Below are 20,036 nucleotides of genomic sequence, written 5' to 3'. Positions count from 1 at the left end.
GCCGATTTTGCGCGGGGTGCCCAGTCCTCGGGGCTCGACCGCCCTTGGCTGCGGCGCGGCTGGTGCTGAGGTGGCTGGTGCTGAACTGGTCGGCGCTGCGGTGGCGGGTGCTGGGCTGGTCGGAGCGGGGGCGGCTGCTGCCGATCGGCCCGTCTCAGGGGCGGCTGAACTGGACGGTGCCGGGCTTGCCGGTGCTGGTGCCGCTGCCGCGCTGGCCTGCGCCGAGGACGGGCTCGCCGGACTGACGCTGGGCGGCAAGGTCGCGCCCATCGCGGGCGCGGCACTGGCGACGCCCACAGCGAAAACCAACGCGAGTGCCGCGGCGGCGCGCTTCCCGCGGGAGCGCATGAATCCGGAACGACGGGCCATCACACAAGCTCCCACGGAGAAGGACGGAATTGTCGAGCTGCTTACCCGCGTTCATCGACACCAGGCAGGGAAATTCGTACCGCGCTCTCCCCCACGGCGGGGAGTTCACCAGCCAGGAATCACCGCATAGGGGGACCCCAACCAGGTAAAACCGGGGTGATCGCCGAGGAGGCGGCCGATTCCCTTCGCTACCCGTCACGCCCTGAAGGGGTGTTGCCATTCCCATCCGGAACTATGCCGGATCGGAGGGCGCGCGCCGCGAATTTTTCTCGCGAAAATCCACTCGGAATCGACGGCCCGGACCTGCTCGTCGGTGAAAATCGGATTCGCGTGCGGGACGGCTAGGTGCCCTGGCCGGGCAACGCGGAAACTTGCTTCGATGCGGGCTGGCCGGTGCCGCGGTCGAGCCGCCGGAGCGTGCCCCGCGCGCCGAAGCTCAGCAGCCCCGCCCCAGCCTCAGCGAACCCAGCCTGCTCAAGGCCAGGCAACCCCACACCCCAACTCGACGGACACCGACGACGCGGCGATCGTCGCCCACGTGCCGCACGGTTCCGGCCTCGGCGAACCCCGCCCACTCAGAAGACCAGGCAACCGCGCCCGAACTCAACGGATCCCGACGACAATCCGATCATCCCCCACCTGCCACACCGTCCCGACCTCGGCGAACCCCGCCCACTCAGAAGACCAGGCAACCGCGCCCGAACTCAACGGATCCCGACGACAATCCGATCATCCCCCACCTGCCACACCGTCCCGGCCTCGGCGAACCCGGCCTCACGCAAAAACGCCAGGTAGTCATGCACAGCCGGCCGATCAGTCACCTCGTGCGCAAACCCGCCGTCCCGCTCCGCGACCAGCCCGGCCAGCTCCGGAGCCGCCTCGACGGCCTGCCACCAAGCCGCCCAATCCTCGTCCCGCGCGATCCCGGCCCGAACCGCGCGCCGCTGGGTCAGCGCGCGGTTCAGGGTGTCCAGCCGAGGTCCGGCGTCGCCCTCATAGAGGTGGTCGCCGTTGACGAAGACCCCGCCAGGAGCAAGGACTTCGCCGCACACCGCCAGCAGATCACGCAGCGGCAGGCGGTTCATCCAATGCAGCGCGGTCGTGCTGACGAACGCGTCGGGCGCGCGGTCGAGCCCGAGCGCCTCGTACCAACCACGCTGACGCAGGTCGGCCGGGACAGTGCGGAACCGAGCGCTGCCGTAGGCGAGATCGGCGAGCCCGAGCAGCAACGGATCAGCGTCCACCCCGACCACCCGCGCACCGGGGAACCGCGCCAGTAGCCGCGTCGCGAGCGAACCCGGGCCGACGCCCAGGTCGACGATCAGCGGGTCCGAGCGCGGGATCAGCTCGTCCAGCACATCGCCGAGCACCGCGAACCGTTCCTCGCGGTCGGGCAGGTAGTGCTCCTGCTGCCGGTCCCAGCGGTCCAGCCAGTACCGGGCGCGGTCTTCGGTGAGGACAGTCATGGGGATCATTCCAGCACTTGGATGATCCGCGCGGCCGCATCAGCCAGAACGTCCGGCTCGGTGGCGTAGTTCAGCCGCACGAATCCGGCACCGCTCGTCCCGTGGTCCGGCCCCGCGGTCACCGCGACACTGGCCTTCTCCCGCAGCAGCTGCGCGGGATCGGCCAAGCCCAGCCGGCGCAGGTCCAGCCAGCCCAGATAGGTCGCGTCGGCCGGTTGATAGACCTCAGGCAGACCGGCGGCGGCGAACTGGGCGGCCAAGCGGAGGCGGTTGGTGTCCAGGAAGGCGAGCGCACGCTCCAGCCACGGCGCGCCGTGCTCGAACGCGGCGGCGGACGCGACCATCCCGAGTGGACTGATGCCTCCGCTGGCCGCGCCTGGCAGCCGGTCCCAGCGCGAGCAGTCGTCCGGGTTGGTCAGTGCGACGAAACCGCAGCGCAGTCCCGCGATGTTCCACGCCTTCGAGGCGCTGAACAGCGTCACCGCGTGCCGCCGAGCCGCCTCGCTGACCGCGGCGTACGGGACGAAGTCCACGCCGTAGCGCAGCGGCGCGTGCACCTCGTCGCTGATCACCCGGCCGCCGTGGCGTTCGGCGATCTCCGCCAGTTGCCGCAATTCGGGAGGCGAGAAGATCCGCCCGACCGGATTCGCCGGGTGGCACAACAGGAGGCTGCCCGCACCGGCGGCGAAGGCGGCGTCGATGCGGTCGTAGTCGAGCCGGTGTCCCTCCAGCAGCGGGACCTGCACCGCTTCCCGGTCAGCCAGCGAGATGGCGCCGAAGAAACTCCGGTAGGTCGGCGTCGGCACGATCACCGCGGAGCCAGGCGCGGTGAACTCGCGCAGCGCGTTGGTGATGCCTTTCATCAGCTCCGGCAGAAGCCGGATCTCGCCGGGGTCGACGGTCAGCCCGTGCGTTTCGGTGAGCCACTTCGCGGCGGTTTCCGGCAGCCCCGACTGCGCGGCCGGAATCGGGTAGCCGAAGGTCTGCCGTTCGATCGCGTCGCGCAGCACGGCCAGGATCGGCTCGGCGATCGGCAGGTCCATTTCGGCGACAGTCAGGTCGAGCACGTCCGGCCCGTACACCGACCAGCGTTTAGTGCGCCGCTCGCGGGACTTCGCCAGGTCCCAGGCGAAGCCGGGGTCGTGCGTGTCGGTCATCTGGTTTCTTCTCCCTTTCACTGAGTTCACCCGGCGGGCAGAACTTGGGGCCGCGCCGAGGATTCTGTCTGTTCCGCGATCCGGTACCGCACCCCGGACCGGTGTGCGAGCCACCACGTGGCCGCGCTGACCGCGCCCGCGGCGAGCGAGTCGTACGGCGCGGCGATCGTCCCGGTGCCTTTGAAAGACCCGAAAGCGGACAACACGCCGAGCACGACAAGCCAGCCGATCAGCCAAACCCCTTGCAGCACCGGGGTATTCGAGCGACCGGACCGGGTCGCGCGGCGGATCAGGTAGATGACGAAGCCGACAAGCAGCAGCGGCAGCGCGATCCGCATCTTCGCCCAGCCGGACCAGTACAGGATCAGGCCGGACACCACAAAGGACGCCGCGCCGACCGGGGTCGCCCACCGGCCGAGCCAGCCTTCGCCGTCCTCGGTGCGGTACAGGATCGTCGCGGCGACCGACACCACGGCGTAGCTGAGGCCGTAGAAGAAGCTCAGCGAGCTGACGATCGACTCCCAGCTGCCGAAGCTGAGGATCACCGTCGCGCCGATCAGCGCGTTGAACGCCAGCGCCGCCCACGGCACGCCCCAACGTCCGCTGACGCGGGTGAACAGCCGTGGCAGCAAGCCGTTCTGCGCGGCCCCGTAGGTGTAGCGGGCCTTGATCGAGGTGCCCATCAGCAGGCTGCCGGACGGCGAGAACACCGCATCCGCGACCAGCACCGCGGACAGCCAGCCCATGCCGAGGAGGCCGGCCAGCTGCGCGAGCGGCGACGTCAGGTTCATGCCGCGCCAGCCGGAACCGAGCAGCCCGGCCGGCGGCGTGTAGATCATCGCGACCTGCAATCCCAGATACAGCAACACCGAACCGGCCAGCACGATCAACGTCGCGCGCGGCACGGATTTGCGCGGGTCGCGGGCTTCGCCGGACATCACCGCCGCGCCGTTGATGCCGGTGAAGGCGTAGACCACGCCGCCGCCGACCACGGCCATCAGCGCCGACGAGATGCCGTACGGCGCGAACCCGCCGCCGAGTGCGTAGTTGTTCGAGTCGAAACCGCTGGCCAGCAACAGGATCACGGTGGCGGCCGGGACGATCAGCTTGACCGTGGTGACCACGTTGTTGAGCCGCGTGATGAAGACGACGCCGAAGAAGCTGGCCGAGCAGAAGACCAGGAGCAGCGCCGCGGCGAAGAGCCGGCCTTCCCAGCTCAGCGTGTCCTCGCCGAGCAGTCCGGGCAGCCATCGGCCGAGATACTGCGCGACCGCGGTCGATTCGCTCGGCCCGGCGAACACCGCCTGCAGCAGGATCGCCCAGCTCACCGCGGTGCCGACCAGCGGCCCGGACGCCATTCGCGGCCAGCGGACGTTGCCGCCGGACATCGGGTTGCGGAACGCCAGGTCGATGAACACCAGGCAGACCAGCAGCGTCGCCCCGCCGCCGATCACCCAGGTCAGCAGGGCGGCGGGCCCGGCCTCGCGCGCGACGGTGTAGGGCGAGAGCAGCCACCCCGACCCGATCACGCTGGAAAATGTCAGCATCGCGAGCGAAGGCGTGCCCAGCGCGCGCCGCAACCGGTGGTCGGCCGCAGCGGAAACTGTCGCGGCGTCGTTGCCCGAAGTTCTGCTTGCCTCGTTCATCGCTCCACCGTGACGGACCGGCGAGCATTGCGGTAGACAGACATCCGTTACGGCTGGCCTTAAGCTGAGGCTATGGCTCAAGTGCCCGTCGAAACGACCGACCTGGTGGTGCTCGACGCCGCCGCCCGGCTCGGCAGCTTCTCCGCCGCAGCCGCTGAGCTGCAGCTTTCCGCCCCGTCGGTGAGCAATCGGCTCGCCGCGGTGGAGCGCAGGCTCGGGGTCCGGCTGTTCGAGCGCGGCGCGCGGGGCAGCGTGCTGACCACAGCCGGTGCGCAGCTCGCCGAGTACGCGCGACGCTGTCTGCGACTGCTGGACGAAGCCGTCGCCGAGGTCGGCGCCGAACGGTCGCAACGGCTCGTGCTGGCCGCGCCGGCCAGTCTCGGTTCGTCGGTGTTCCCGCCCGTGCTGGCGGTGCTGGCGGGTCGCCCGATCGCGGTGCACTGCCGAGTCGCGCACAGCGACGAAGTTCTGCAACGGCTGCGAGACGGCAGTGCGCACGCCGGATTCCTGCTGTCGCGTCCGCCCGGGGACGACCTCCGTTCAGTCCGGATCGGACGGTCCGGCATCGTCGCGGTCTGCCGTCCCGGCCATCCGCTGGCGACACGTTCCCGGCTGCGGTTCGGCGATCTGGCCAGCAGTCCGGTGCTCGTCTACCGCTGGGGCGTCGGCGCGGAATCGCTCGCCGCGGCGTTCGAACATCCGGAGCGGCCGGCGGACCGGCCGGTGCACACGATCGGTTTGCCGGGGACCGCGTTGCAGCTCGCCGAGGACGACGATTACGTCGCGGTGGTCCCGCATTTCGCCGCGGCGCGGGCGATGGAGCGGGGCACGGTGCGGCGGTTGCCGCTCCCCCTCGGCGAGTGGAAGGTCGAGGTACGGTTCGCGCATCCGGCCGCGTCCGCGAGCCGTCCTGGGGTGGCCGAATTGCTGGATGATGTCGGCGGTCTCCGGAAAGCGCTGGCGCTGGACTGAAGCGTTTTCTGGTTGACTCGAGGACATGACTGTCGGAGCTCCCGGTCCGTCGCCTGCGGAACTGGCCGGATACGTGCAGGTGGCGCGCGATCACCGCGAGCACGAGCGTTACCACTCGGTGCTCAAGATCGAGGAGGCGGCGGCCTGGCGGCGCGATTCCAACGCGTTGAAACTGCTGGCCGCCCGGTGGTCGGACAGCCCCGCTCCCGACCGGCTCGATCCCGCGCACGGCGCCGTCGGCTGTGTCGATCTCAACGACCCGGCGGTGGTCGCGACGACCGGAATTCTCTTCATGGAAGGCGAATCCGAGCCCGCGGAGCTGATCGCCCTGCGTGCCCGGTTCGAGCAGGCCGCGGCGCGGTACCAGCGGCTGTCCGGGTGGCTGGGCGAGCACATGGCGGCGGAATGGCCGCGGCTGCGCACCCTGCTGACCCCGGCGCTGGCGGAAGCCGCCCGCCCTCGCTTCCGGGCGCTCACCCGCACGACGGAAGCGGCCAACGCCTACAGCCTCGTCGCCCGGCTGCTCGACTCCGCCGTCTACACGCTCAACGCCCAGGACCTCACTCCCGAGGGCGTCCGCCGCGCTCCCGCCGCCGCGGCGAGCATGGTGCTGACCGCGTCGTGGTTCCTCGATTCCGCGGCGTCCTCCCTCGCCGAGGCCGGTGCGCATCTCGGGTTGTCCGATCCGGATTGGACCAGCTTCATCGCACTCGCCGAGACCTCTGGTTCACTCGAAACATGACTTTCGGCGTTCCCCGACCGGACAAAATCGACTACTACGCCCAAGTCGCCGAAGCCGGGCGCGATTACAAACGGCAAGTGCTGGCCGCGCTCGACCTGCGGCCCGGCCTGACCGTGCTGGACGTCGGCTGCGGCCCCGGCACCGATCTGCCCGCCATGGCCGAGGCGGTGGGTTCGTCGGGCGCGGTCCTCGGCGTGGACACGGAACCGGCGATGGTCGAGGAGGCCGGGCGACGGGTCGCCGGGACGCCGCGGATCTCGGTCCGGCTGGGCGACGCGCACGCGCTGCCGCTGGCCGAGTCGAGCGTCGACCGGGTCCGGGCGGACCGGATGGTGCAGCACGTCGCCGATCCCGCCGCGGTTTTCGCTGAGCTGCACCGGGTTCTGCGCCCCGGCGGGCTGGCGTGTGTGGCCGAGCCGGATTGGGACAGCCTGGTGGTCGATCCCGGGGAGCTCTCGACGAACCGGGCGTTCAACCGGTTTGTGTGCTCGACGATGGTCCGGAACGCGACTGTCGGCCGTTCCTTGCCGCGGCTGGCTTTAGGCGCGGGATTCGAGGTGCTCGACGTTTCGGTTGCCACGCCGGTGTTCCGCGATTTCGAGGCGGCGGACAAGATTCTCGGCTTGAGCCGGAACACCGAACGCGCGGTGCGGGCGGGTCACCTGGACCGGGCGGCCGGGGAGCAGTGGCTGGCAGCACTGGCCTCGGGACCGTTTTTGGCTGCCAGCATGGTTTTCATCGGGGTTTTCGCTAAGCCTGCCGCTTGACCATCTCCGCGATCCACACCGGCGCGTACGGCGAGGTGCAGTTCGGCGGCGTCGGGTAGTCCTTGAGCACGCCCAGCCGCTCCCCGATGCCGATCGCACGGGCGCGCAGGTCCGGGTTCTCGATGCCGATCTGCGCAAGACAATGGTTCATCGCCCACTGCAACCGCTCCGGGGCGGCCTTCATCTCGGCTTCGATGACGTCGAGCAGCCCGGGAAGGTCCAGTCCGTCCGGCTTCTTGGCGACGCGATCGACGGTCAGCGCCCAGCCCGCGCTCGCCACCACCGGGTCCGGGTCTTCGAGCCAGGCGACGCGGAGTTCCTCGGCGTAGCGGCTCTTCTTGACGATGTTCGTTATAAGCCAGTCCTGGACCTTCGGTTTGACGGCCTCGCGCAGCATGGTGTCGAGGTCGTCGCGGTCGAACTGCTTCGGCCGGGCGACGAGGAGGGCCAGCAGGCGCGCGTTGGTGTCGCCGGTCCGCCACAGTTCACGAGCGAGGTCCGGCTGGGCTTTGAGCTCTTTCGCGAGGGCACGGAGCTTGCCGAGGTTGACGCTGTGGTCGTCGCCGTGGCTCTCGTTAACAGCGCGAATTCTAGGATCGTCGAGCTCCTCAAGCCGAGCGAGGACCCCGGGAAGAGTTGCGTCAGCCACGAAAACCTCCCTGCTCAGGTACGAGACCAAGACTACGACCCGAGCCAGCTCGTCCGACTTTGCGGTCCATGAGGGGAACCCTGACGGATTCAGAGTCCCTCAGGGCTCCCCTCACGGACCTGGCCGGCCAGCAGCTCCTCCGGAGCAGGGATCGGCACCCGCACCCAGTTGTCCACCCGGGTGAACGTCGCGCCTCCCATGCGGCCCACCGGCTGGTACGCGTCCTGGTCCAGCCGTCCGTCCGCGCGCAGCAGCCGGTCGTCCACCGCGACTCCGACCACCTCGCCGAACACCAGGTGCGAGCCCCGGAACTCCTCGATTTTCACCAGCGTGCACTCCAGGCTCGGGCCCGTCCCGGCGGGATGCGGGACGGCGATCCGCACCCCGGCAGTCCACGACAAGCCGACCTGTTCCGCTTCGTCCACCGAAGAGTCCACTGTGGACGCAGTGCGCGCGACGAGTTCTTCCTGGCCGCTCAGGGCAATCGTGATCGCGAACTCGCCCAGGGCCTCGATATTGGTCAGAGTGTCCTTAGGCGCTTCCGAAATCGAGAAGACGACCGTCGGCGGGTCCATCGTCAGCGGGGCGAAGTAGCTGAACGGCGCGAGGTTCCGCACGCCCGCGCTGTCCACCGTGCTCACCCACGCGATCGGGCGCGGGACGACGGCGTTCTTCACCATCCACACGAAAGCGCCGTGATCGGCGTCGGTATTGCTGCTGTACACGAACCCTCACTCCGCCACTGCAAATCCTCCGAGCACGGTCAATTCCGACCGTACGCTGAGCAACTCCTCGTCCGCAGCGGTGACCGGATCGTGGGCGAAAACCGCGAGGTCGGCGAGGGAGCCGACACTGAGCGTGCCCTTGAAAGCCTCCGCGTGTTCGAGCCAGGCGGGGCCGGTGGTCCACAGCCGCAGCGCTTCCTCCCTGGTCAGCGGGCTGGCCACGAGAGAGTACGCGTTCGGCCCGGGCGAGCCGGTGAACGTCGCGACGCCGCGGCGCCAGTCCGGGACAGTCACCGGTGCGTCCGAGCTGTCGGCGACCATCACTCCGTGGTCCAGCAGCGCCCGCGCGGGGAAAGCGTCTGCCCACCGAGACTCGCCCAGCACGCGGACCATCGACGGGCCGCTGTAGGTCCGCATCAGCGAGCTGGTGATCACGCCGATGCCGGATCGCGCCAGCCGCGAAAGCACCGCGGAGGACAAGAAGGTGCCGTGGATCAGGGCGTGTCGCGCGTCCGGCCAGGGGTCGGCCGCCTGCGCCGCCTCGATCGCGTCGACCACTGCGTCCGCGGCGCGGTCCCCGGTCACGTGGACCTGCACCCGCACCCGCCGCACATGGGCGACCAGGATCAGCTCGTGCAGTTCCCGTACTCGCGCGTCGTCGTCGGGGCCGAAGGTCACCAGGCTTCCGTGCTCGCCGGACGGATACGGCGAGTGCATCCACGCGGTGCAGTGCGTGGGCACTCCGTCGGCGAACAGTTTGATCCCGCCGATCCGCAGCAGGTCGTCGCCTTCCGCGAAATCCGTCTCGTCCAGCAGTTGCGCCAGCGAGGCGGCGGACGTCGTCGGCGACGGCCAGTTCCAGTGCAGCAGCGCGGTGATCCGCATCCGGAGGCGGCCGGCGGCGTGCAGGTCCCGGTAGTCCCGCCACAGATCGGGCGGGACGATCGGGTCGGTCACGCTGGTCATCCCGAGGGCGTTCAGCCGTTCCATGCCGCGGACGATCGCATCCAGCCGGACGGAACGGCTCGGCTGCGGCACCAGCGAAGCGACCAGTTCCTGCGCGCTCTCCACGAGCACCCCGGTCGGCTCCCCGGAGGAGTCTCGCACGATCTCCCCAGCTTCGGGATCCGGCGTCGATGCGGTGATTCCTGCCCGCTGAAGCGCCGCGCTGTTCGCCCAAACCTCGTGCGACGACGCGTGATGCAGCACCGTCGGTTGTGCACCGGTCACGGCATCGAGCCAGGAGCGGGTCGGCACCGCGCGGCCGTCCGCGAATTCGGCGATCGTCGTTTCCCGCCAGCCTCGGCCGACGATCCACTCCCCCGGCGGCGCGCTAGCCAAAGCGCTGGCCACCAAGTCCAAAGTAGAGGCAGCGGAAAGGTCCACACAGAACTCCGGACCGGCTGCGGCGTGGAAGGCCAGGTGCAGATGGGCGTCGTTAAGTCCAGGAAGGACAGTCCGGCCCGCCAGCTCGACGACCCGCGCCTCCGGCGAAGCCGCGGCGGAAACCGTTTTGTCGTCGCCGACCGCGGCGATCCGACCGCCGGACACCAGCACCGCGGAAGCGGTCCCGACCGCCGGATCGAAAGTCCGGACCACGCCGCCGCGCAGCAGCAATTCCTCAGTCATACCGCCGCCAATTCCGGAACGCCGCCGCTCGGCACCACGGCCTGATGCTCCGGATGCCAGGCCGCGATCACCTCGTCCCCCGGCCGATGCTCGTGCGCGACCCCGGCCGACACCACCGCGCAACCACGCGCACCGTCCGAATAGCGCAACCAGATCCGCGTGTGATCGCCGACGTACACGATGTCAGTCACCCGCGCGCTCGCCCGCTGGTGCCCACTCGGGACTGGATCCGCCGCAGTGTGCAGCGTCAGCCGTTCCGGCCGCACGATCGTCACCTCCCCTGGCGTGAGCGACAACGCATTGGACTCCCCGATGAACTGCGCGACGAACAAAGTCTCCGGTCGCTCGTACAGTTCCTCCGGCGTACCGACCTGCTCGATCCGGCCGTCGTTGAAGACCGCGATCCGATCCGACAGCGTGAGCGCCTCCTGCTGATCGTGCGTCACGAAGAGGAACGTCATCCCCAATTCCCGGTGCATCCGCGCGATTTCCCGCTGCAACTGATCACGCAGCTTCTTGTCCAACGCACCCAGCGGCTCGTCCATCAACAGCGCACGCGGTTCGTACACCACCGCTCGCGCGAGAGCCACGCGCTGCTGCTGACCGCCGGAAAGCTGGCGCGGCAGCCGGTCCCGCACCGCCGACAGCCCGACCAGCTCCAGCACCTCGTCCACCCGCCGGGAGATCTCGGCCTTCGCCACCTTGCGCTGAGTCAGTCCGAAAGCGACATTGCGCGCCACCGACATGTGCGGGAACAGCGCGTACTGCTGGAAAACCACGCCGAGATTCCGCCGGTGCGGTTTGAGCCGCGAAATCTCCTGACCGTCCACAGTGATCGATCCGGACGTCAGCGGCGTGAACCCGGCGATCATCGACAGCATCGTCGTCTTGCCCGAACCGGACGGGCCGAGGAAGGTCATGAACTCGCCGTCGGCGATGTGCAGCGAGACGTCGTCCACGGCGGGCCGGTCGACGCCGGGGTACGCCTTCGTCACGTGGGCGGTCGCGATTCCGTCAGTCATGATTGCTCTTTTCGGCGCAAAACGGCGGGGACGAACAGCAGAATGGTGGTGAACACGACGATCAGGCTCGACGCGGCGGCGATCGTCGGGTCGATTTCCAGCACGATCGATTCGTACATCTTCACCGGCAGCGTCTTGATCGCGGGAGTCTGCAGGAACAACGCGACCACGACCTCGTCAAAGGAGGTGGCGAAGGCGAACACGAACCCGGACAGCACCCCGGGCGCGATGATCGGGAGCACGACCTTGCGCAGCGTCGCGAACCGGGGCGCGCCGAGGCTGGCCGCGGCCTTCTCCATGATCGGGTCGTACCCGGCGAGGCTGGTCCGCACCGACGTGAGCACGAACGGCAGCCCCAGCACCGCGTGCGCCAGCACGAAACCGAGCATCGTGCCGTTCAGCTGCCAGCGCAGGAAAACCCCGTAGATCGCGACCGCGACGACGATGCCGGGCAGGATCATCGGAGCCATCAGCAGCTGCCGGACGACTCCGCCGCCCCGGCGCATCCGGTCCAGCGCGAGCGCGGCCGCCACGCCGAGCACGGTCGCCAGCGCGGCGGCGAGCACCCCGACCTGGACCGAGTTCGCCAGCGCGGCCAGCCATTGCTTGCTGGTGAAGAACTCCGCGTACCAATGCCACGACCAGTCCTTCGGCGGGAACTCGAACGTCGAGCCCGCGCCGAAGCTCATCGGGATCACCACGAGCGTCGGCGCGACGAGTACGAACGCCACGAGGACGACCCACCCGCGCAGACCCCAGCCGAGGCTGCGCTGCCGCACCGCGGCGGCCCTGCTGATGGACGGATTGTCAGCCACGGTCGGCACCTCCGGCCGCACTGGTGCCCAGCGGCGCGGCCACGCGGCTGAGCACGGCGAGCACCACGAGCGTGACGACCAGCAGGATCGTCCCGAGCGCACCCGCGCCCGCGAAGTCGAGCAGATCGTTGACCTGGGTGCCGATCACCTGCGCGACCAGCGCCTGCTGCGGCGTGCCGAGCAGTGCCGGGGTGATGTAGAAGCCCAGCGACATGATGAACACCACCGAAACCCCGGCCAGCACGCCCGGCATCGACAGCGGCACGTACACCCGCAGGAACGCCACCGGACGCCGCGCGCCGAGACTGCCCGCCGCGTGCAGCAGGCTCCGGTCGATGCTGAGCATCGAACTTTGCAGCGGCAGCACCATGAACGGCAGCATCACCTGCACCATCGCGACCGTCACGCCGGCCACCGAACCCAGCAGCACGACCCCGTCGATGCCGATCGCCGCCAGCGCCTTCTCGATGACGCCGCCGCGCTGTTCGAGCACGTACCAGGCGAAGTTGCGCGCCATCAGGCTGGTCCAGAACGGCATCAGGACCAGCAGCGTCAGCACCGACCGGGCGCGACGGCCGACGAGCGTCATCGCGTAGGCGTAGGGATAGGCGATGACGAGCGTGGCCGCGGTGATGATCAGCGCGGTCCGCAAAGTCCGCAGCATCACCCTGAGCTGTACCTCGTCGCCGAGCACCGCCAGGTAGTTGCCGACTCCGAACGACGGTTCGGTGAAGCTCCGCCACAAAATCACGGCGAGCGGGTAGAAGAAGAACACCAGCACCACCGCCGCCGCGGGGAGCAGCAGCCACGAAGTCCGCCGGCGTTCACGCCCGGGTCCGGCCTGTGGCAAGGCCGGGGGCCGGGTCGCCACGGCGGTCATCCGGTCGTCCAATCCGACCACGCCTTGACCAGCTCTGGCCGGTTCGCCGCCCAATAACGCACGTTGCTGAGCACTCGCAAGTCCTCCTTGCCCTCGCCCCAGATGTCGAGCTGGCGGCCGATCTCCGAACGGGCGGCGGGGGCGGCCGTGTTGGCCGGTCCCACGCCCGCCCGTGCGGCGAAGTCCGCCGCTTGCGCCGGCTGCGAGGCGAAGCGGATGAGCTTCTTCGCCTCCTCGGCGCGTGCCGTCCCCTTCGGCACCACGAGTACGTCCCAGGTCACCGGCACCGGGATGCCCGGCACCACCTTCCAGTTCGTCGCCCCCGCCTTGAGCAGCGAAAACGCCCGCGCGCTGACGATCAGCGCCATGTCCGCCTGCCCGCCGGCCATGCGCTGCTGCTGGTCGCCGTACGTGCTGGTGATGGACAGCTGCGGCCGGATCCGGTCGTACATCCGCAGCGCGCGGCGCATGTCGAGCGGATACAGCTTGTCTCGCGGCACGCCGTCGGCCAGCAGCGCGGCCTCGATGGTGCCGACGCTCGGGTCGCCGCCGTAGATGATGCGGCGGCCGGGGAACTGCTTCGGGTCGAAGAAATCCGCGAGTTTCGCCGGCGGGTTCTTGCCGTAGACCTTCGAGTCGTACATCAGCATCATGCCGAAAAAGGCGTCCGGCACTCCGCAATCGGTGAGCGAGCCCTCCGGGAACCCGGCGGCCTGCGCTCCCATGTCGACGGGTTCGAGGAGGCTCCCGCACACCGCGGCGGCAGCGGACGCGTCGGTGTCGACGACGTCCCAGGTCACCTTTCCCGCCTCGACCATCGCCTTGAGCTTGGCGTTGCTCGACGGGCCGTCGATGGTGACGGTGGTCCCGGTCTGCTGCTCGTACGGGTCGAGCCACGCGGCGCGCTGGCCCGCCTGGTACGCGCCTTGGCCGTAGGAGGCGAACACGAGCGAGTTCGAGCCGCCCTCGGAAATCGCGCAGCCGGCGGTGGTGAGCAGAAGCGCGGCGGACAGCAGCGTCGGTATCCGGCGTCTCATGGCTCCTCCGTTCAGCTCGCCGCGGCCGCGACGTGCTTGCACAGCACGTCGGCCAAAGTGTCGATCTGGTCCTCGGTGATCACCAGCGGCGGGGACAGCACGATGCTGGTCCCGGACGCGCGCACCACCACGCCGTCCGCGCGGCAGCCCGCCTGCACCGGCGCGGTGGGCTGGTCCGCGAACTCGATGCCGAGCATCAGGCCGACGCCGCGCACCTCGCGCACGTGCGGCAGCTCGGCGAGCGGGTCGAGCCGCGCGCGCAGCCGGGCGCCGAGGACGGTGGCGCGTTCGAGCAGGTTCTCCTTTTCGATGATGTCCAGGTTCGCCAGCGCGACCGCGGAGCCGACCGGGTGGCCGTTGTAGGTGAAACCGTGCAGGAACGTCGCGCCCTCGGCGAGTTCGAGCACGCTGCGTCCAATGAGGACCGCACCCATCGGAATGTATCCGCTGGTGAGCCCTTTCGCGGTGACGATCATGTCCGGTTCGACGCCGAAGTGCTCGCTGCCGAACCAATGCCCGGTGCGGCCGAAGGCGGTCACGATCTCGTCCATGATCAGCAGAATCCCGTGTCGCCGCAGCACTTCCTGCACCCGCGGCCAGTAGCCCTCCGGCGGCGGCACCATTCCGCCGACGCCGAGCACCGGCTCCCCGATGAACGCCGCGATCCGATGTGGACCGATCTCCTCGATGCGCTTTTCCAGCTCTGCCACCAGCAGATCTGTCGCATGTGGACCGTGTTCGAGGCCGTGCGGTTTGCCGAGCCATTCGACGTCCGGCAGCAGCGGGCCGTACCCGGCGCGCAGGCCCTCGATCCCGGTCGCGGCCAGCGACGCGCCGCCCATGCCGTGGTAACCGCCGTGCCGCGCCAGCACCACCGTGCGTTCCGGCGAACCGGCGTGGTGGAAGGCAAGCCGGGCGAGTTTGATCGCGGTTTCGTTGCCCTCCGACCCGCCGTTGGTGAGGAAAACCCGTTCCAGCCCGGCCGGGGCGAGCGACAGCAGGCGTTCGGCGAGACGGATCGACGGGGCGTTGGAGTAGTCGCCGAAGGACGAGTAGAACTCCAGCTTGCGGATCTGCTCGGCGGCGACGTCGGCGAGTTCGGCGCGGCCGTGGCCGACCGGGCACTGCCACAGGCCGCACGTGCCGTCGAGGTACTGGTTGCCGTCGGTGTCCCAGAGCAGCGCGCCTTCTCCGCGGTCGAGGACGAGGGGTTCGGCCGGGGCGCCGATGACGGTGTGCGGATGGATGAGGGTGCGCTGGTCGGCGGCGGCGAGGTCAGCGGTGGTCAAGGCGGATTCCTTTCGGGGAGCGGTTTCAGAACCGCAGAGCGACGGCTTTGGTCTCGGTGTAGGCGTCGATGCCTTCGGCCCCGCCTTCGCGTTCCTGGCCGGAGTTTTTCTGGCCGCCGAACGGAAGTTCCGGACGCACGGGTGCCGGATCGTTGACGCCGAGCACGCCGAAATCGAGCCGGTCGAGCGTGCGCCAGATGCGTCGCAGATCGGAGCCGAACACGTAAGCGGCGAGGCCGTAGTCGGTGGCGTTGGCCAATTCCACGGCTTCGTCGTCGGTGCGGAAAGTAGCGACGGCGAGCACCGGGCCGAACGTTTCCTCGTGGCTGATGAGCATGTCCGGCGTGACGTCGACCAGCACGGTCGGCTCGAAGAAATGGCCTGGCAGCGCGGAATCCGTCCACCGGTTGCCGCCGACGAGCACGCGCGCGCCCTTGCCGACCGCGTCGGTGACCTGGTTTTCCACCTTCGCCAGCCCGGCTTCGTCGATCAGCGGGCCGATGGCGGTGCCTTCGGCGTCGCCTCGGCCGACCTTCAGCGCGGCGGTTTTCTTTTCGATCAAGGAAAGCAGGTCGTCGCGGACGCTTTCGTGGACGTACAGCCGGTTCACCGCCGTGCAGCTTTGCCCGGCGTTGAAGAACTTCCCGGCGACGACGCCCGCCGCGGCGGCTTCGAGATCGGCGTCCTCGAACACGATCGCCGGCGAATGCCCGCCCATTTCGAGCGACGTGCGGCGGAGGATGTCGCCGGTCTGGCGCAGCAGGCCCAGTCCGACCTCGGTGGAACCGGTGAAGCTGACCTTGCGCAGGCGCCGGTCGGCCAGCAGTGCGCCGACGAGTTCGCCGGGCCGGGTGGTGGTCAGCGACTGCAGCACGCCGTGGGGCAACCCGGTGTCCTGCACGATTTCCAGCAGCGCGGTGGCGATCAGCGGGGTCTGCTCGGCCGGTTTCGCGATCACCGGACAGCCAGCCGCGAGCGCGAGCCCGACCTTGCGGATCAGCATGCTGGCCGGGAAGTTCCACGGCGTGATCGCGAGCACCGGGCCGACCGGCGCGCGCAGCACGAGCCCCGGACCGGCCGCGTTCGCCGGGGTGACCCGCCCGTACGCGCGGCGGCCCTCCTCGGCGGCCCACTCCAGCATCCGGGCCGCTCCGGCCAGTTCGCCGTTCGCCTCGGCCAGCGGTTTTCCGTTCTCGCGGCTGAGCAACGCGGCGAGTGCGCCTTGCCGCGCCCGGATTCCGGCGGCCGCGGCGCGGAGGTGGCCGCTGCGGGTTTCCGGGTCGGTGTCCGCCCAGCCCCGAGCGGCTTGCGCGGCGGCGGCCAGTGCGTCCCGCGCCTGTTCGGGCCCCGCGTCGGCGGCTTGGCCGAGGACGGCGAGGCTCGCGGGGTCGACGACGTCGAACGTCGCCGGGGCGGAACGCCAGCGGCCGTCGATCAGCAAGGTCGCGGCGGCGGTGTCGGGCATCGGTACGCCTTTCGGGTCGGCGGGTTCGGGATGCGCCGAGTCTGACCCTTAGGTGTTGATTAAGTCAACACCTAGAAGGCGGCGAAATTCCGGAAAGGACAGTGGGAAGTTCTTGCAGCGCAACGACATCGGGAAACACTTCTGCCCCGGCGACGTCGTGCGCGGCCGGGGTGCGGGCGTGGTTCGACTAGCGCGCGGCGGCGAGCAGGCCGCGCAGGGCTTCGAGCGCCGGACCCGGATCGACGTCCGGATCCGCCACCTGGTGCAGGAACATTCCGTCGAGGGCGTAGAAGACGAGCTGGGCCAGCCCGCCGCCGGCGGGCAGTTCCTTGCCGACCGCGGCGAGATAGCCGTCGTAGAGCCGCCGGACGATCGGCCGCAATTCGGGCCGCCGCGCCGATTCCACGACCAGCTGATACTGGAACACTTGCAGGTCCGCGCTGTCCCGGAACCGCTGGCGCACCTCGGGACCGTCCGCGCAGACGCCGGTGCGGGCGCCGATCAGGCCGTTCTCCGCGCTTTCCTCCAGCACGAGGTCCAAAGAGGACTGGAGGAGGTCGTCGATCGAGGAGAAATGGTGCTGGACCGCGCCGGTGGTGCAGCCCGCCGCCCGGGCGACCGCGCGGTAGGTGAGGCCGCGCAGCCCTTCCGAAGCGACCACGCCGACCGCCGCCCGGCGCAGGGCGAGCTTCATCCCGGTCGGGTCGTCCGGGGTTCCGGACCGGCTCATCCGCACCTCCTCGGCGTCGTTCGGGATTCACGCTACATTACATCTGTAATGTAGACCAGAGCGGCGCGACCGGCACCGGTATTCCGGGCACAACTCGCCGGGAACAGCGGTTTCCGGTCAGGCTTTTACCGTGCGGCAGCGCCGATTCAGCCGCGCTTCGAAGACAACGCGGCGAGCACGCGCTCCCGGGTCGGCACATCGAGCCGACACGCGTCCCCCGCGACCGACCCGGCCGTCCCCATCACGTCGACCCCGTCGACCAGGATCGTCGGCGAGCGGTAACGGCCGACGCGTTCGACGAGCGCCGCGTCGAGGCCGCTCTCGGCGAGGCAGCCGGCCACCAGCGACCGGGCCGCCTCGGCGTTCGGGCAGTCCGGCGCGGTCAGCAGTTCCACCCGGATCCCGCGGATCTCCGGCCCGGTCGCGCACACGCCACCCAGCCTAGGCGGAAATCGGCCCTTGACAATCCGCTTCCGGAAAAAGCTATGGTGGCCCCAGGACGTCGAAAGCCACAGCCCGGTAGGTAGTCCGGGCGGCGCGCAGCGCTCGTACTCGCACCCCTCCGGTGCGTCCAGCACGTCCCCTTGCTCCGTATCCAGAAGGGGAATTCGCTGTGCCTGGAAAACTTCGCGTCCTGATCATCGGCGCCGGTGTCGGCGGGCTCGCGCTCGCCCAGGGATTGCACCGCGCCGGGGTTGCCGTCGCCGTCCGCGAACGCGATGCCTCAGCCGTCGGCCGCTTGCAGGGGTATCGCCTGCGGATCGACTCGAACGGCCTCGACGCGCTCGACCGACTGCTCCCGGCGAGACTCAGCCAGGCGGTGTGGGATGCCAGTTCGACGCCGTCGCGCGCCAACTTCCTCAACGGGACGCAGCCGCCCGAGCCGGTCGAGCGGAATGTCTCGATCAACCGGCTCACGCTGCGCGAGATCCTCCTGCACGGGCTGGACGACGTCGTCGAGTTCGGCCGCGAATGCACCGGCTACCACGTGGGCGACACCGTCACCGCGACCTTCACGGACGGATCCACCGCGTCCGCCGATGTCCTGGTCGCCGCGGACGGCGTGAATTCCGTGCTGCGGAGGCAATACCTGCCGCACGCACGCGTGGTCGACACCGGCATCCGCATCATGTACGGCCGCTTCCCGCTCACCCGCGAAACCGCCGAACTCATCCCCGACGAGTGGTTCGGCATCTACCGCGGGCTCCTCGGCCCGGACAACCTGCACGTCGGAATCGCCCCGGTGCACTCCCGGCGGCCCGCGTCGCTGCCCGGCCTCACCGACACCAGCGATTACGTGATGTGCCTGCTCGCCGCCCGCACCGAACTGCTGCCGTACTCCGACGACGAACTCCGCGCCGCCACCGGACTTGAGTTGCGGAACATGACGGTTTCCTTGGCGCGCGAATGGAATCCGAAAGCGAGCGAACTGCTGTCCCTCGCCGATCCCGAGACGCTGTTCCCCATCTTCATGCGCACCAGCGTGCCGATCGAGCCGTGGCCGACCACCCCAGTGACCCTGCTCGGCGACGCGATCCACGCGATGAGCCCAGCGGTCGGCGTCGGCGCGAACATCGCCCTGCGCGACGCCGACCTGCTCGCCGAGAAGCTCACCGAGGCCGGTGCCGATCCCCTCCCGGCACTGCGGGAGTACGAAACGGCGATGATCGGCTACGGCTTCGACGCGGTCCGGACGTCGGCGAAGTTCGGGGCACTGCGGATGGGACAGCCTCCGCTCACGCCGGCTTGAGCAGCGGCACGTCCCGCGAAATCTCGCTGAACCCGACGCTGTAATAGAGCCCCCGCGCCGACGGATGTCCAGGTGCGCCAAGGCAAGCGACCGTCGCGTGGGCAGCGCCTGCTGCCCGCGCGCGGTCCATGCCGTGCAGGAGCATCGCGCGGCCCAGCCCTAGCCGCCGGTAGTCCGGGTGGGTGCCGACCGGCTCGAATTCGGCGGTCTTGTTCGCCTCGTCGAGCCACATGATCGTGGACGCCGCCATCGTCCCGTCCGGTGCTTCGACCAGGAAGTGCAGGTCGCCGCGGTACGCCGGGGTCGCGCGCACGCCTTCGTAGCTTTCCAGCGTGTACGCGGTGACGCCCCAGGCATCGACATGAGCCTGGACAGCCGTCTCCGGTCCGGCCTCGGCGGCGGTGCGGAAGCGGAATCCGTCCGGCAGCACCGGTGTTTCGAGCACCTCGAGGTCGCGTTCGTTCAGCTGTGTCCACGATCCGGTGTCGCCGAGGCTGTCCGGATCGGGCCCGTAGCCGTGCGCTGCCCAGCGTTCCAGGCCGAACTCGTCCGCCGCTCCGGGAAGCACGGTGCGTTCGAGGCCGTCCGCGGTGGTGTCGAACCAGTCGATCACCTCGTCGACCAGCGCCGCGTGATCCGGATGGACCTGATAGGCCAGATAAGCGCCGGTGACGTCTTTGACTGAGCCGTCGTTGAGCCGCACGCTCCGGGGCAGTTGCGCCCAGCCCCACGCGACGAGGTCGTCGCCGGCGAACCAGAGGCGACGGACCCAGCTCGCGCCCTGCGCGGCGTGCCCCTTGCCCCAGTTCCACGCCAGCTCGCCGTAGGCCGCGTCGCTGTTGACGAGGTCCTGGCGGACGGCGGTGACTCGCTGCGCGAGCTCCTGCATGAGCAGCACATCCGCGGCGGTCAGCAGATCAGTCATT

The 20,036-nt window shown here is 69.6% G+C and carries 20 protein-coding genes; 5 read left to right on the top strand and 15 right to left on the bottom strand.

Features of this window, described 5'->3' with window-relative positions; translation table 11 throughout:
* The first annotated feature begins 77 nt into the window (after positions 1–77).
* Positions 78–245, top strand: coding sequence for a hypothetical protein (locus ABD156_RS27555; RefSeq protein ID WP_344279806.1), 168 nt, complete (start codon positions 78–80; stop codon positions 243–245).
* Positions 246–1,073: 828 nt separating this feature from the next.
* On the opposite strand, the gene ABD156_RS27550 is transcribed toward ABD156_RS27555, so the two are convergent.
* The 3 genes from ABD156_RS27550 to ABD156_RS27540 are packed head-to-tail and all read right to left on the bottom strand — an operon-like array spanning position 1,074 to position 4,638.
* On the bottom strand, positions 1,074–1,835 hold the full coding sequence (locus ABD156_RS27550; RefSeq protein ID WP_344279803.1) for a class I SAM-dependent methyltransferase: 762 nt from the start codon (positions 1,833–1,835) through the stop codon (positions 1,074–1,076).
* A gap of 5 nt (positions 1,836–1,840) precedes the next feature.
* A complete protein-coding gene (locus ABD156_RS27545) occupies positions 1,841–2,992 on the bottom strand; it encodes a MalY/PatB family protein (protein ID WP_344279800.1) in 1,152 nt (383 codons plus the stop codon).
* A 26-nt stretch (positions 2,993–3,018) separates the two neighbouring features.
* Positions 3,019–4,638: an APC family permease gene (locus tag ABD156_RS27540; protein ID WP_344279797.1), complete on the bottom strand. Its 1,620-nt coding sequence runs from the start codon at positions 4,636–4,638 to the stop codon at positions 3,019–3,021.
* Positions 4,639–4,710: 72 nt separating this feature from the next.
* Here ABD156_RS27540 and ABD156_RS27535 point away from each other — a divergent pair, with 72 nt between their 5' ends.
* From ABD156_RS27535 to ABD156_RS27525, 3 genes are read left to right on the top strand one after another with little or no spacing between them, the layout of a single operon-like run.
* Positions 4,711–5,610, top strand: a complete 900-nt coding sequence (locus ABD156_RS27535) for a LysR family transcriptional regulator (protein ID WP_344279794.1) — start codon at positions 4,711–4,713, stop codon at positions 5,608–5,610.
* 25 nt (positions 5,611–5,635) lie between these two features.
* A complete protein-coding gene (locus ABD156_RS27530; RefSeq protein ID WP_344279791.1) occupies positions 5,636–6,352 on the top strand; it encodes a hypothetical protein in 717 nt (238 codons plus the stop codon).
* A complete protein-coding gene (locus ABD156_RS27525; RefSeq protein ID WP_344279788.1) occupies positions 6,349–7,119 on the top strand; it encodes a methyltransferase domain-containing protein in 771 nt (256 codons plus the stop codon). The genes ABD156_RS27530 and ABD156_RS27525 overlap by 4 nt, the downstream gene beginning before the upstream one ends.
* On the opposite strand, the gene ABD156_RS27520 is transcribed toward ABD156_RS27525, so the two are convergent.
* The 11 genes from ABD156_RS27520 to ABD156_RS27470 all read right to left on the bottom strand — a co-directional run bounded on the left by ABD156_RS27520 (position 7,103) and on the right by ABD156_RS27470 (position 17,791).
* Complete coding sequence (locus ABD156_RS27520; protein WP_344279785.1) at positions 7,103–7,768, bottom strand: DNA alkylation repair protein; 666 nt, start codon at positions 7,766–7,768, stop codon at positions 7,103–7,105. The two genes, ABD156_RS27525 and ABD156_RS27520, sit on opposite strands and share 17 nt — an antisense overlap.
* A gap of 89 nt (positions 7,769–7,857) precedes the next feature.
* Positions 7,858–8,493 (bottom strand): flavin reductase family protein, encoded by a 636-nt coding sequence (locus ABD156_RS27515; RefSeq protein WP_344279782.1) that lies wholly within the window; start codon positions 8,491–8,493, stop codon positions 7,858–7,860.
* Between the two features lie 6 nt (positions 8,494–8,499).
* Complete coding sequence (locus tag ABD156_RS27510; RefSeq protein WP_344279779.1) at positions 8,500–10,122, bottom strand: amidohydrolase; 1,623 nt, start codon at positions 10,120–10,122, stop codon at positions 8,500–8,502.
* Positions 10,119–11,144 carry an ABC transporter ATP-binding protein gene (locus ABD156_RS27505; protein ID WP_344279776.1) on the bottom strand — a complete coding sequence of 342 codons (1,026 nt, stop codon included), beginning with the start codon at positions 11,142–11,144 and terminating at the stop codon, positions 10,119–10,121. Before ABD156_RS27505 ends, ABD156_RS27510 begins: the two co-directional genes overlap by 4 nt.
* Complete coding sequence (locus tag ABD156_RS27500; RefSeq protein ID WP_344279773.1) at positions 11,141–11,959, bottom strand: ABC transporter permease; 819 nt, start codon at positions 11,957–11,959, stop codon at positions 11,141–11,143. The genes ABD156_RS27505 and ABD156_RS27500 overlap by 4 nt, the downstream gene beginning before the upstream one ends.
* The gene (locus tag ABD156_RS27495) at positions 11,952–12,839 is read right to left on the bottom strand and encodes an ABC transporter permease (protein WP_377926643.1); all 888 of its coding nucleotides are present in this window, start codon (positions 12,837–12,839) and stop codon (positions 11,952–11,954) included. The genes ABD156_RS27500 and ABD156_RS27495 overlap by 8 nt, the downstream gene beginning before the upstream one ends.
* Positions 12,836–13,876, bottom strand: coding sequence for an extracellular solute-binding protein (locus ABD156_RS27490; protein ID WP_344279767.1), 1,041 nt, complete (start codon positions 13,874–13,876; stop codon positions 12,836–12,838). The genes ABD156_RS27495 and ABD156_RS27490 overlap by 4 nt, the downstream gene beginning before the upstream one ends.
* 11 nt (positions 13,877–13,887) lie before the next feature.
* On the bottom strand, positions 13,888–15,165 hold the full coding sequence (locus ABD156_RS27485) for an aminotransferase family protein (protein ID WP_344279764.1): 1,278 nt from the start codon (positions 15,163–15,165) through the stop codon (positions 13,888–13,890).
* A 25-nt stretch (positions 15,166–15,190) separates the two neighbouring features.
* Positions 15,191–16,630 (bottom strand): aldehyde dehydrogenase family protein, encoded by a 1,440-nt coding sequence (locus tag ABD156_RS27480; protein WP_344279761.1) that lies wholly within the window; start codon positions 16,628–16,630, stop codon positions 15,191–15,193.
* Positions 16,631–16,817: 187 nt separating this feature from the next.
* A complete protein-coding gene (locus tag ABD156_RS27475) occupies positions 16,818–17,360 on the bottom strand; it encodes a TetR/AcrR family transcriptional regulator (RefSeq protein ID WP_344279758.1) in 543 nt (180 codons plus the stop codon).
* Between the two features lie 146 nt (positions 17,361–17,506).
* A complete protein-coding gene (locus ABD156_RS27470) occupies positions 17,507–17,791 on the bottom strand; it encodes an alkylmercury lyase (RefSeq protein WP_344279755.1) in 285 nt (94 codons plus the stop codon).
* A gap of 182 nt (positions 17,792–17,973) precedes the next feature.
* On the opposite strand from ABD156_RS27470, the gene ABD156_RS27465 reads away from it, so the two are divergent.
* Complete coding sequence (locus ABD156_RS27465; RefSeq protein ID WP_344279752.1) at positions 17,974–19,110, top strand: FAD-dependent oxidoreductase; 1,137 nt, start codon at positions 17,974–17,976, stop codon at positions 19,108–19,110.
* On the opposite strand, the gene ABD156_RS27460 is transcribed toward ABD156_RS27465, so the two are convergent.
* Positions 19,097–20,035, bottom strand: a complete 939-nt coding sequence (locus tag ABD156_RS27460) for a GNAT family N-acetyltransferase (protein ID WP_344279749.1) — start codon at positions 20,033–20,035, stop codon at positions 19,097–19,099. The two genes, ABD156_RS27465 and ABD156_RS27460, sit on opposite strands and share 14 nt — an antisense overlap.
* Position 20,036 lies beyond the last annotated feature (1 nt).

The sequence above is a fragment of the Amycolatopsis albidoflavus genome, from assembly GCF_039525725.1.
In the GTDB taxonomy this organism is placed as follows: Bacteria; Actinomycetota; Actinomycetes; order Mycobacteriales; family Pseudonocardiaceae; genus Amycolatopsis; species Amycolatopsis albidoflava.
Note: the sequence above shows the minus strand (reverse complement) of the source record. Positions and strands in the feature narration are given on the sequence as shown.

Bases quoted from the DNA above. Each gene is read 5' to 3' on its own strand.
- ABD156_RS27490 (WP_344279767.1), bottom strand. From the start codon at position 13,876: ATGAGACGCCGGATACCGACGCTGCTGTCCGCCGCGCTTCTGCTCACC.
- ABD156_RS27495 (WP_377926643.1), bottom strand. From the start codon at position 12,839: ATGACCGCCGTGGCGACCCGGCCCCCGGCCTTGCCACAGGCCGGACCC.
- ABD156_RS27535 (WP_344279794.1), top strand. From the start codon at position 4,711: ATGGCTCAAGTGCCCGTCGAAACGACCGACCTGGTGGTGCTCGACGCC.
- ABD156_RS27550 (WP_344279803.1), bottom strand. From the start codon at position 1,835: ATGACTGTCCTCACCGAAGACCGCGCCCGGTACTGGCTGGACCGCTGG.
- ABD156_RS27480 (WP_344279761.1), bottom strand. From the start codon at position 16,630: ATGCCCGACACCGCCGCCGCGACCTTGCTGATCGACGGCCGCTGGCGT.
- ABD156_RS27475 (WP_344279758.1), bottom strand. From the start codon at position 17,360: ATGAGCCGGTCCGGAACCCCGGACGACCCGACCGGGATGAAGCTCGCC.
- ABD156_RS27525 (WP_344279788.1), top strand. From the start codon at position 6,349: ATGACTTTCGGCGTTCCCCGACCGGACAAAATCGACTACTACGCCCAA.
- ABD156_RS27545 (WP_344279800.1), bottom strand. From the start codon at position 2,992: ATGACCGACACGCACGACCCCGGCTTCGCCTGGGACCTGGCGAAGTCC.
- ABD156_RS27460 (WP_344279749.1), bottom strand. From the start codon at position 20,035: ATGACTGATCTGCTGACCGCCGCGGATGTGCTGCTCATGCAGGAGCTC.
- ABD156_RS27530 (WP_344279791.1), top strand. From the start codon at position 5,636: ATGACTGTCGGAGCTCCCGGTCCGTCGCCTGCGGAACTGGCCGGATAC.
- ABD156_RS27510 (WP_344279779.1), bottom strand. From the start codon at position 10,122: ATGACTGAGGAATTGCTGCTGCGCGGCGGCGTGGTCCGGACTTTCGAT.
- ABD156_RS27540 (WP_344279797.1), bottom strand. From the start codon at position 4,638: ATGAACGAGGCAAGCAGAACTTCGGGCAACGACGCCGCGACAGTTTCC.
- ABD156_RS27505 (WP_344279776.1), bottom strand. From the start codon at position 11,144: ATGACTGACGGAATCGCGACCGCCCACGTGACGAAGGCGTACCCCGGC.